This is a genomic window from Nicoliella sp. ESL1120, assembly GCF_058508515.1.
On sequence record NZ_CP196383.1, the window covers coordinates 283237 to 295496 of the forward strand.

A 12260-nucleotide genomic window follows, 5' to 3' on the forward strand; every position below is an offset into this window, starting at 1 on the left:
CTAAAATATCAACGATTTATATAATATCATTTGAGAAATAAAAAGGCAACCCTTTTTTTCAAAAAAGTTTAAAAAAGTTCTTTAATTGCATTTTAATACAATGAACAAAGGGTATGTCCGTGATATAATTTAATTTGAAGCTGATAATTTATTAGCTGTTCAAACCTAAAAGTAATCGAAAGTACCAAAAAAGAAAATATAACTAGAAATCGTTTTTTAAGAGGTAAATTAAATATGAAAAAAATTCTTGTAGTAGATGATGAAAAGCCAATTACTGATATTGAAAAATTCAATTTGGTAAAAGAGGGCTATGATGTTTCAGTCGCTTACGATGGAGAAGAAGCACTTGAAAAAGTCGATGAAGAAAATCCAGACTTGATTATTTTGGATTTAATGCTTCCCAAAATCGATGGACTAGAAGTTGCTCGTCAAGTACGGAAAAGTCATGATACGCCAATAATCATGGTGACAGCTAAGGATTCTGAGTTAGACAAGGTGTTAGGGCTGGAATTAGGGGCTGATGACTATGTTACCAAACCGTTCTCAAATCGAGAATTGGTAGCGCGGGTAAAGGCTAATTTACGTCGGCAAACCGCTAATGATAACTCTTCCGATGATGATAACCAAGATATTAAAATCGGTGATTTGGTAATTCATCCCCAAGCCTACTCAGTTACTAAACGGGGCGAAAGCATTGAATTAACGCACCGTGAGTTTGAATTATTACATTATTTAGCACAACACATTGGTCAAGTGATGACCCGTGAACATTTGTTACAAACGGTGTGGGGATATGACTACTTTGGTGATGTCCGCACCGTAGACGTTACCGTTCGACGGTTACGTGAAAAAATAGAAGATAATCCTAGTCATCCAGTATGGTTAGTGACCCGCCGTGGGGTTGGTTACTACCTTAGAAACTCAGAAAACGAGTAGGGGGACTAGCTTTTAAAGGGGTATTCCTGTTTTGAATAAGCGATTCAAGTTCTTTCAATCAATTGATTTTAAAATGGCATTAGTGTTCGTTTTAATGCTATTAGTAACTTTGGAAATTGTCGGTGGCGTTTTTGTTACCCAGTTGGAAAAGAAAAACGTACAAACATTTGAAAATCAGCTACAATTACCAACTTACGTTAATAACGCTCTAACCAACCAACTTTCCAAAACCAATACTAAAAAGGCTGACGCTTCGATTCGTTCTCTGCTTTCTGATATTGATAATAATAATGATAATCAAGTGCAGATCATCGATAGCAAGGGAATCATTCGGGGGACTAATCAAGCGAATAATCAAGCTATCGTTGGCCAAAAATCGGTTGATTCTGGCATTAAAGATGCCATTCATAATAATAAAACTGTGACGAGGACGATTCAGCCTGATGATAATAAGTACTTTATTAAGGTAACGCCTCTTTTACGGAGCCAAAATGGGGACGTTGTCGGTGCGATTTACATCAAAGCGAGTCTAAATCCAGTTTATACAACGATTAATAATATTACGATCATCTATTTAGCTGCTGCTGCAATTGCGGTGCTATTGGGCATTTTAATGTCGATTGTGATTTCACGTGCGATCACTCGTCCGATTGATGAAATGAAGAAGCAGACATTGCAAATTGCGCGAGGCGATTATTCTGGACAAGTGCAGGTCTATGGAAAAGATGAGTTAGGCCAATTAGCAATGGCGGTCAACAACCTTTCTGTGAAGGTTGAAGAATCACAAGAGACGACTGAATCTGAACGGCGGCGGCTGGATTCAGTTCTTTCTAATATGACCGATGGAGTGTTAGCTACTGATCGACGTGGAAATATTATTATTGTCAACTATGAAGCTGCAAAGTTCTTGGATTTAGCTGAAGAACACATCATTGGGCATTCAATCCTTGATATTTTAGGGATTCAAGATGATTACTCACTCCGTCAATTACTAGAACAACCAGAAGAGATTTCATTAGATTACACCCATGAGGGGCGTGATTTAATTTTGCATGCCCATTTTACATCGATCCAACGGGAGTCTGGTTTTATTAGTGGGTTAGTGTGTGTATTACGGGATGTTACTGAGCAACAAAAGATTGATAAAGATAGAAAACAATTTGTATCTAATGTTTCCCATGAATTAAGGACCCCGTTGACCAGTGTTCATTCGTATATTGAAGCTTTACAGGATGGGGCTTGGCAAGATAAGGAAATTGCCCCGAACTTCTTGAAGGTTGCTCAAGACGAAACTGATCGAATGATTCGGATGATCAACGATTTATTGACCCTTTCACGGATGGATTCCGGGACTCAAAAAATCAATAAAGAGATGATTAATTTAAATGAGTTGTTCAATTATATTTTAAATCAATTTGATATGATCATTAAGAACGGCAATAAAACCGAACAGGGAATTGACGTAAATAATAATTATAAAATCATTCGTAATTTTACTAAACAAACTCTGTGGGTTGAAATCGATGCCGATCGTTTTACCCAGGTGATTGATAATATTATGAACAATGCCATGAAATACTCACCAGATGGGGGACAAATCACCTGCTCACTGTATGAAACTCATAATCAAGTTATCTTGAGCATTTCCGATCAGGGACTAGGAATCCCGAAGAATGCAATTGACCATATTTTCGACCGATTTTATCGGGTTGATAAGGCGCGCTCCAGAGCCCAAGGTGGGACTGGATTAGGGCTTTCTATTTCGCGTGAGGTAATTGAAGCGCAAGGTGGTCATATTTGGGTTAAAAGTGAGGATGGCAAGGGTTCGACATTCTTTATTTCGCTCCCTTATGAACCAATGGAGGAGGATTTATGGGATGAGAATTAATCGCTTGGGAAAATATTTACTACCTTTTTTACTGACTGTGGCAGTGATCATTAGTATTATTTTATCTGGATCGCTTTGGTTGAATCCATCGCATTATAAAAATAATGCTTCTAGTAGTGCAGGTACGAATATTAAAAATCAACTAAATAACAAGCCATTGTACGATGTTTATGCACCGACCCAATTAATGCATATTGATGAAAATGGTAATCAGCATTTATTAGTTAATCAATCGATTAACTTAATTGGTGAAATTAGGGAGGACATCCATAATTTTAAGGATGTGAAAATTGAATCCACTACCTTTGGATCTAAGGAAGAATACCTTAGGTTGTTGAGACGTTCTGATTCATATATGCTCAATTATTCTAGCCAAGTTTCAATGCCAATCTTAAACGAATTTATGAATAAGAGTTTTGGTAAATTTCCTGACTATAAGGTGAATCGGGTGATTTTGCCATTGGATGATTCCAGACACATTTATTTATTAAATGATAATGGGTACAGGATTTATAAGATATCAATTAAAAAGCATAGCTTAAGTAGTTTGAATGACTTTTTGGATACTAAGATGAAACGAATTGATGTTTCAATGAAATTTTTCAATAACCAACCACTAATCTACTTTAAAAAAGATCAAGAAATGCCTCAGTATGCTTATTTAGTGAACGTTCAACAGCAAAATTACTATGTTACCAGATTGCTAGGCGAATCGCTGAACTTTAACGTTAAACATGAAAGTCATTCAACGGTTTATAATGACCAAGACTCCAAACAGATAACTTTTTATAGTAATAATGATGTTAAGTACGTTGATGAACGACCAAAGTCCATCCCAGATAGCCTGAATCAAATTTTGTATAATAATTATAATATGTTAATTAATTCTGGAATCTCACTGGATAATGTGAAGTACTTTGGTTATAACGATAAGAACCAAACCACGACTTATCGTGGCTATGTTGAAGGATTTCCAATTTTTAATAACATTAATTCTGGGTTCATTAGCATGCAGGTGGATAATAACTCCTCATTAAAATACCAATTCTCACTGGCTAGTTTACAAATTCCAGTCCCAAGTGGGGTGCCTGATGTAAAGCTACCAAGTACGGAGGATGTTTTGGAAACCCTTAAGAAATTAGGTTATAAGAGCAATAAGATCAATGGAATTGAGTTAGGGTATAGTTGGCATGGTAGCTCTAAAACGGATGTATTGGTTAACTTAATTCCAACTTGGTATGTTCGTTATGGTAATAATTGGATTAGTTACGATGATATTTTAGCTGGTAAATAATGGAGGATAGAAGATGAACTTTAAAAGAATTCAAATTATTTTTTTAATTACGTTTATAATTATCGACATCATGCTATTTTCCATTTTGAATCAGAATATAAATCCTCAAACGCAAACTGATGGTTCTGGGGATTCAAACATTATTAAAGAAATGCGAAATGATCAAATTACGTTAAAAACGCCAACTAAGACGAATGGTAACGGTTACTATATTTCCGGAACTCGTGATGACATAATTAGGCAATCTGTTGGTCAATTAGAAAATCAAACGACTAAATTTAGTAATCACACCTTGCAAAGTGAGTTTAAACGACCAATTGCAATGTATTCATCTCATCCTGAAGAAAAGTTGAACCAGTTGATCAAGAGTGATTCATTTGTCATTAATGGAAGTGATTATCAATATAATAGTCAACTATCCAGCAGTTCAACCATTGTTTACGTCCAAAAGTCATATGGTTCTCAATTATATTCAAATTATGGAGAGATTCGTTTTAACATTAGCAATAATGATGGTGATAAAAGATTGGTCAGTTATACTCAGACTTATTTGGATAACTTAGTAACGCTTCGTGAAAAATCACAGACAATTTCTGAAGAACAAGCATTAAGTGCGTTGTATCAATATAATGAAATTCCTAATAATTCACGAATTGAATGGACTAGCTTGTCATATACCCAATATATTGCCGTTAAACAAAACTATATTTTTATTCCAACATGGATTATTGCATATAAGACGGCTAACTCTGATGGGTTACAAATTAAGTGTATTAATGCGTTTAGTGGTTCGATCATCGATAATGATAGTCTCAAAAATCAACTGGCAAATATGTAAAAATAATTAGAAATGCGTGATTAAATAAATGAGTAATGATTCAAATATAATGCGGGTTAGCATTCTCTCAAGTGGGAGTTCAGGAAACGTTGCATATATCGAAACTAATGAGCACCAAATTTTATTGGATGCAGGATTGAGTGGTATCAAAATTAGTAATTTATTGAAAAAAATCGATCGTTCAATTAATGATATCGACATGCTTTTTGTTTCACATGAACATTCTGATCATGCGAAGGGGGTCGGGGTCCTAGCCAGACGTTGCCCGAAGCTGAAAGTTTTTGCTAACCAAGAGACTTGGGATGCCTTCCCAAATTCAATAGGTGTAATTGCAGAAAAACAACGGGTCGTTTTTCCAGTGGGCACGATTCAAGAATTCGATGATGTTAAAGTGCAAAGTTTTGGGGTTTCCCATGATGCAGCACTGGAACAATGTTATATGTTTCAAAGTGGGACTAAGAAATTTGTTCTAATTACTGATACTGGATATATTTCAGAAACGATTCAGAAATACATTAATGATTCGAGTGCATTCGCATTAGAATGTAATTACGATGTTGAGATGTTAATGAACGGATCTTATCCTTGGCCTTTGAAGCAACGGATTATAAATGATACTGGACATATGTCTAATGAAGATGAGGCTGTTGTTTTGGCGAACGTAATTGGCGATGATACCAAGGCGATTTTTATTACCCATCGAAGCCATCATAACAACACTAAACTAGTTGCTCATCAAACAGTCGCTGATATATTGACGGCCAAGGGGTTCGATGTTGAGAATGATTTTTCAATTTATGATACAGATGTATGTGAACCGACAAAATTAATTAATTTATAAAATGGTAAAAATAAGTTAAAACATTACCATTTCTAATTTAAAATTAGGTATGATATGTTAAAAGAAATAAGGGAGGAAGCGTTTTATTAACGCGCTGTCTATGAAATCAAAATCGCTACTTTTTAAGGTCGGATTGACTTCTCTTGTTACGGGGCTCCTTGGTGGAGGGATTGCATATGGTGGCATTTCCTATCTCCAAAACGATAATCCAATTACTGGAGAAGTAGCTGTTCCTAATGGATCCAATTCTGGCGGAACTGCTCAAAATAGTAATTTAAAAGTAAATGTTCAAACTCAGGCTGAATCGGTTTATAAAAACGTCAAAAATTCAGTTGTATCAGTTATTAATCTCCAAAAGGTTAGCTCATCTAGCGACTCCTTTGCATCATTATTCGGTAATTCTTCTAAGTCATCTGGTTCTACTTTGCAAACCACTAGTGAAGGTTCTGGGGTGATTTATAAAACGAGTGGTGATAGTGCTTATATTGTTACTAATAACCATGTGGTTGCTGGTTCTTCAGCTTTGCAGGTTATTTTGAGCAATGGGCAAAAAATGCAAGCTAAAATTGTGGGGAAGGATTCAGTTACTGACCTAGCAGTTATTAAAATTAGCTCTAGCAAGGTGACTCAAGTCGCTTCATTTGGTGATTCCGATAATATTAAGGTCGGTGAAACTGCGCTTGCAATTGGTTCTCCATTGGGAACGAATTACGCTTCATCTCTTACCCAAGGGATCGTTTCGGCTAAGAATCGTCAGGTGCCACTTACGACAGAAAGTGGGCAAGCCACCGGTAACTACGCTTCTGTAATTCAAACCGATGCCGCCATCAATCCTGGTAATTCAGGTGGCCCATTGATTAACCTAGCTGGCCAAGTGATTGGAATCAATTCGATGAAGTTATCCTCTGATACCTCTGGGACTAGTGTTGAAGGAATTGGATTTGCAATTCCAAGTAACGAAGTTATTAAGATCATTAACCAGTTGATCAAGAGTGGAAAGATCGTGCGTCCTGCACTGGGGATTGAATATGTTGACCTATCGAATGTTTCAAGTAGCGATCGAAAGTCCATCTTAAAACTTCCTGATGATGTTACTTCTGGAGCTGCAGTTATGACTGTTACTGCAAATTCACCAGCAGCTAATGCTGGATTGAAGAAGTACGATGTAATTACCGAATTGGGTGGCAAGAAGATTACTAATCAAGATCAAATTAGAAATATCCTTTACTCCTATAAATTAGGCGATACTGTTTCATTGACTTACTACCGTGATGGTGAAAAGAAAACTACTAATGTTAAACTAACTGAGGAATCTTCTCAATTAAAGGTTAATAATAGCAGCAGTAGTAGTAGTTCTCAAAAATAAAATGTTTCACGTGAAACATATAAATAAGCGGCTTTCCAATTAATTGGGAAGCCGCTTATTTTTTACCATTGTGGTTGATCTGAATTATCAGAGATTTTTTTGATGTATTGCTTATTTTGATTTGACCTAAAGGCCTTAACAATTTTTTTATAGACCTTTTTATTTCGATCATTTTTATTCACTACGATTACATTTACATCAGCATTATTTATTAGTCGCTGTGGTTCTAAATAAAGTGCCTGTTTAGTAGTTAAATGGTTTGCCATTGCAAAGTTATTATTTACGACCGCAATTGTAGAATCACTCATATCACGGACGGTTTGGGATGCATCAACTGTGAAAAATCTAAATTTATGCCGATTTTTGGTTACATCGCTAACTTGGGGTGTTGGATCGTGATTGAGCTTTAATACCCCTGCATCCTGTAATAGGCGCAGTGCACGTGCTTTATTAGCATCATCACTTGGCAATGCAATCGTATCTCCACGCTTAAGCTCCGATAATTTTTTGATGGAGCGCGAATAAATCCCCATTGGTGACGTATAAGTTTTACCAATTGCCGTTAAGTTAGCCTTATTTTCATGATTCCAATCCTTTAGGTAGGCATTAGTTTGAAAGGCATTGATATCAATCTCATTGTGGAACAAAGAGCCATTGGGTTGATCATACGAACTGAACTGGGTTAGGACTAGGTCGATGCCCTGCTTTTTGAGTTTATCAACTGTTGGTTGCCATATTTTAACGTCAGTATCAATAATGCCGATTTTTACTCGCGTTGCTTTTTTACCACAACCCGCAAGGCTAATTGTTAAAAATAGGATTGCAATAATTGCACTCAATCCCTTAATTGATTTGTTCAAGTTGAATTCCCCTCAATGCTCATATTATTATTAACCGTATTTTAACATAAATTAAGCCACTAATATTGACAAATATTTTATTCCTTGTATACTTAATGTAACGTTTTATAACATATGGTTAATTTAAGGAGATGCATTTTGATGCGGATTGAAAAAGATTGTGTTGGCGAAATGAAAGTTCCAGACGATGCTTTATATGGGATTCATGCTTTGCGGGCAGCTGGTAACTTCCCAATAACAAAGGAAAAGAACGACCCCTTGTTAATTCAAAGTTACATTGAAATTAAAAAAGCAGCGGCTCAAATCAATGCTAATGCAGAAACTCTAGATCGAAAAAAAGCAAGTGCAATTGTGGATGCATGTGATAAGTTATTACATGAAAAGGACTTTTCAGCTTTTATCGTTCCATCAATTCAAGGTGGGGCTGGGACTTCTACTAATATGAATACGAATGAAGTTGTTGCCAACGTCGCAATGAAATTGCATCCAGATGTTAAAATTCATCCTAATGATGACGTTAACCAAAGTCAATCAACTAATGATACCTACCCAACTGCTGGTAAAATGGCAATGCTAAAGCTACTGCCACCTTTACGTGCACAGGTAAAACGATTGGTTGATCAATTTAAAAATTTAAGCAATCGCTATAGTGAAACCATTAAAGTAGGGCGGACTCAGTTACAGGATGCTGTTCCCACTACATATGGAAAGAGTTTTAATGCTTATGCAACTCTGTTTACACGCGATCTAAAACGAATCAGTGCGGCAACAAATGAATTAAAGACCGTCAGCCTTGGCGGAACTGCAATCGGAACGGGGATTAATGCGACTGATTATTACCAGAAACATGTAGTAGAAGCTTTGAACGTTGTTTCAGGACTAGAATTAGCGACTGATGAAGATTTAATTGACGCAATTCAAAACAGCGACCATTTTGTTACGTTTTCTGGGGTGTTAAAGACATTGGCACTTGACCTTTCAAAGGTAAGTAACGATTTGAGATTGTTAGCAAGTGGTCCTAAGGCAGGATTGAACGAATTGGCCCTGCCTAAGCGCCAGGCGGGTTCATCTATTATGCCAGATAAAATTAACCCGGTAATTCCTGAAGTAGTTAATCAAGTGGCGTTTGAGGTCGCTGGTTTTGATACGACAGTTTCGATGGCTGCAGAGGCTGGTCAACTAGAATTGAATGCCTTTGAACCAATCATGTTTAAGAGCATTTTGACTGCTGAAGAGCATTTAACAGGGGCGATTAAAACTTTGGTAGATAACTGTTTGAATGATCTTAAAGTAAATGAAGAACAGTGTGCTGCTGATGTTGATAATTCCGCAGTTACTGCAACCGTTCTAAGTCCTAAGATTGGTTATGAAAAAACAACTCGCCTAATTAAAAAGGGCTTAGCAGAAAATCGATCCGTTAAAAATGTTGCGATCGAAGAGAAGTTATTACCAATTGATGAAATTGAACATCTTTTTTCACCAGCTGTACTAACGAATGAAGAAAAATAATTATGTGAGACCTTGATTGATGATCAAGGTCTTTTTTATTCTTAAATATTCATTTTGGGAAACAAGCTGAATTGATTGTGAAAAATAATTTTTAAAATGTTAAAATATTCTAGTGTTTATAAGGAAGTTAATTTAGCATTTTGTGAAATATCAAAATAAACAACGTGAAACAATTGCGCTTCACGTTGTTTTAATAGTAATTATTCATTATTAGACTGTTATTGGATTAATCACTTATCAAAAATCAATATATGGGTAAAAAAATTGTCCCAAACACAAAATACAGGGGTAGTTATCCACAAGTTATCCACAGGTTTATGAAAAACTGTGGATAACTAATAAGGAGATGTATAAAAATGAACATAAAACTGGTAGTGGTTGGCAAATTAAAGGAGAAGTATTTTAAAGCGGGGATCCAAGAATATGCTAAACGCCTCTCGCGATTCTGCAAATTTAAAATCGTAGAAGTCCCCGATGAGCAAGCTCCCGAGTCCCTAAGTCAAGCCCAAATGAATGATGTGATCGAAAAAGAGGGGGCCCGAATTTTAGCAAAAGTTAGTGATCGGGAGTATGTATATGCACTTGCTATTTTAGGGAAGGAACGCTCTTCCGAAGAATTTGCTAAGGAAATCGATCAACTGGCGACTTATGGTCATTCCGACATTACGTTCGTGATTGGTGGATCGCTAGGACTATCAGAAGCGGTATTAAAACGTGCCGATACCCAGATTTCATTCGGGCGGTTTACGCTTCCCCACCAATTGATGCGTTTAGTCTTAACTGAACAAATTTACCGTGCATTTATGATCAATGCTGGATCACCATATCATAAGTAGTCAAATTGGATTATAATTAACCCAATTAGATGATAAAGGAGCTGAATTTATGGCTAGAAAAATTGGAATTATTGGATTGGGACACGTTGGTTCAACGGTAGCCCATCAAATTATCGTTGCTGGATTAGTTGATGACTTAGTATTGATTGATCCAAACGAAGAAAAGTTACAAGCGGATAGTTTGGACTACTTACAAGCAATGCCAAATCTAGCAACCAAAACGAATATTATAACGAATGATTACGATGCGTTACAAGATGCAGATATTGTGATTTCAGCACTAGGTAACATTGGCATTGAAGAAGATGGCAATCGCTTTGGTGAAATGGTGTTCAATATCCAACAGGCTAAGCAGGTTAGTGCAAAGCTCAAGGCAATTAATTATCAAGGGGTTTTAATTGTCATTACCAATCCATGTGATGTGATTACCCAAGTTTATCAACAGTTTACTGGTTTTGATAAAAAGCGGGTGTTTGGGAGTGGAACGATGCTCGACTCAGCACGGATGAAGACGATTGTCGGCAAACAGTTTAACGTTGACCCCCGTTCAGTTAATGGCTTTAACTTGGGTGAACATGGTAATTCACAGTTTACAGCATGGTCAACAGTTTCAGTTCGTGGTCATTCTATGGCTGAGTTGAATCAAGATGGCCACTTGGATCTAGATGCATTATCACAACAATCAATTAGCGATGGTGATAAGGTCTTTTTCGGTAAAAAGTATACTAATTATGCCATTGCAGCAGCTGTTACTAGGTTAGCAACGATTGTGTTAAATGATGGGAAGACCGAAGTGGTGGTCTCCAATTACCGTCCTGATTTCAATAACTACATGTCATATCCAGTCATTGTTGGACGGCATGGAATCATTGAAGATGTGCCAATTAATTTAACTGATGACGAAAAAGAGAAGTTAGCTAAGTCCGCTCAATTTATTACCGATAATTTTAATCAATATAAGGATGAATAATAACAAAGCCACCAGGGGAAATCCCCATGGTGGCTATTTTAGTTTGATTTAATTGATTAATTTGCTGGTCAAAATGGTTTATTCGTTATGCCGCCAAAGCCAATACCCATAGATTGAGTTGATTAACTTCATAATTTGCAACGCTAGCATGGTTGTGGATGCTGGACTAAGCGCTTGAAACTGGTTGAACCAAATGACAAGACTAATAACGTTTAAAATGATCCAGGCAACCCACTGCGAGCTATATCCGTAGGTCATTAATATCTGGCCTACGATACCAAGCGGGAGTAAGGCGGCATCGAGGTAGATCTGTGTGCCGTTTAACGCCTTGCTGAAATGTAACACGACTAAGTAACTAATGATACATACAATTGTCCAACAAAGGCCCTGTAAGAGTGTCATCTTCCGAGCATTCAATTCGCGGTGGTCAGCTTGGCGATTGATTTCTGCATTCCAAACCGATAGGCCCACGAATTGCATGACCCAGTAAAATAACTGGGAAGCGATATCACCAATGAGGCGATTCTCGGCTGCGATAATTAACCACACACTGACGCTGATCAAGCCCCAAAAGTAGTTGGTAATTCGTCCTTGGTCAACCAAGATGAGGTTGAAGACGGTTGAAATCGTGGTAGCTAACCCAATCCAACCGAGCCAGGAAAAATCCTTAGCAAATATGAATACGATAATGTTTGTAATGGTCATTAACACCATTAAGATCATTGTAAATGGTTTTAATGAAATTAACTCATTTACGATTCGCTTCGGATTAAAAATAACTCTTAAATCATTAGGGATGCGGATTAGGCTGTTCCAAAATGATGTGATACTAATTGTTTTCATTTAAAAATCTCCTTGTTGTTTTTAGCCAGCCGTGTTCGGAAGCAACGCTGGTTGTGTAATTTAAAATTACAGCAAATTA

General features: G+C 36.8%; 11 protein-coding genes. 9 read left to right on the plus strand and 2 right to left on the minus strand.

Annotated features, from left to right (window positions below; genetic code table 11):
* Window positions 1-234 precede the first annotated feature (234 nt).
* The 6 genes from yycF to ACSYTE_RS01335 all read left to right on the plus strand — a co-directional run bounded on the left by yycF (window position 235) and on the right by ACSYTE_RS01335 (window position 7163).
* Complete coding sequence (gene yycF, locus ACSYTE_RS01310) at window positions 235-936, plus strand: response regulator YycF (protein WP_491716924.1); 702 nt, start codon at window positions 235-237, stop codon at window positions 934-936.
* Window positions 937-967: 31 nt separating this feature from the next.
* Window positions 968-2824: a cell wall metabolism sensor histidine kinase WalK gene (gene walK / locus ACSYTE_RS01315; protein WP_491716925.1), complete on the plus strand. Its 1857-nt coding sequence runs from the start codon at window positions 968-970 to the stop codon at window positions 2822-2824.
* A complete protein-coding gene (locus tag ACSYTE_RS01320) occupies window positions 2814-4118 on the plus strand; it encodes a YycH family regulatory protein (protein ID WP_491716926.1) in 1305 nt (434 codons plus the stop codon). Before walK ends, ACSYTE_RS01320 begins: the two co-directional genes overlap by 11 nt.
* 13 nt (window positions 4119-4131) lie before the next feature.
* Complete coding sequence (locus ACSYTE_RS01325; RefSeq protein ID WP_491716927.1) at window positions 4132-4956, plus strand: two-component system regulatory protein YycI; 825 nt, start codon at window positions 4132-4134, stop codon at window positions 4954-4956.
* 28 nt (window positions 4957-4984) lie between these two features.
* Window positions 4985-5797, plus strand: a complete 813-nt coding sequence (locus ACSYTE_RS01330) for an MBL fold metallo-hydrolase (protein ID WP_491716928.1) — start codon at window positions 4985-4987, stop codon at window positions 5795-5797.
* Between the two features lie 100 nt (window positions 5798-5897).
* The gene (locus ACSYTE_RS01335; protein WP_491716929.1) at window positions 5898-7163 is read left to right on the plus strand and encodes a S1C family serine protease; all 1266 of its coding nucleotides are present in this window, start codon (window positions 5898-5900) and stop codon (window positions 7161-7163) included.
* Between the two features lie 62 nt (window positions 7164-7225).
* Here ACSYTE_RS01335 and ACSYTE_RS01340 read toward each other — a convergent pair whose 3' ends face one another.
* On the minus strand, window positions 7226-8023 hold the full coding sequence (locus ACSYTE_RS01340) for a MetQ/NlpA family ABC transporter substrate-binding protein (protein WP_491716930.1): 798 nt from the start codon (window positions 8021-8023) through the stop codon (window positions 7226-7228).
* A gap of 141 nt (window positions 8024-8164) precedes the next feature.
* Here ACSYTE_RS01340 and ACSYTE_RS01345 point away from each other — a divergent pair, with 141 nt between their 5' ends.
* The 3 genes from ACSYTE_RS01345 to ACSYTE_RS01355 all read left to right on the plus strand — a co-directional run bounded on the left by ACSYTE_RS01345 (window position 8165) and on the right by ACSYTE_RS01355 (window position 11338).
* Entirely contained in the window at window positions 8165-9532 is a 1368-nt protein-coding gene (locus ACSYTE_RS01345) for an aspartate ammonia-lyase (protein ID WP_491716931.1), read from the plus strand.
* Window positions 9533-9888: 356 nt separating this feature from the next.
* Window positions 9889-10368, plus strand: a complete 480-nt coding sequence (gene rlmH, locus ACSYTE_RS01350; protein WP_491716932.1) for a 23S rRNA (pseudouridine(1915)-N(3))-methyltransferase RlmH — start codon at window positions 9889-9891, stop codon at window positions 10366-10368.
* Window positions 10369-10417: 49 nt separating this feature from the next.
* On the plus strand, window positions 10418-11338 hold the full coding sequence (locus ACSYTE_RS01355) for a lactate/malate family dehydrogenase (protein WP_491716933.1): 921 nt from the start codon (window positions 10418-10420) through the stop codon (window positions 11336-11338).
* Between the two features lie 78 nt (window positions 11339-11416).
* Here the strand turns inward: ACSYTE_RS01355 and pnuC are convergent, their stop codons facing one another.
* Window positions 11417-12181: a nicotinamide riboside transporter PnuC gene (gene pnuC, locus ACSYTE_RS01360; RefSeq protein WP_491716934.1), complete on the minus strand. Its 765-nt coding sequence runs from the start codon at window positions 12179-12181 to the stop codon at window positions 11417-11419.
* Window positions 12182-12260 lie beyond the last annotated feature (79 nt).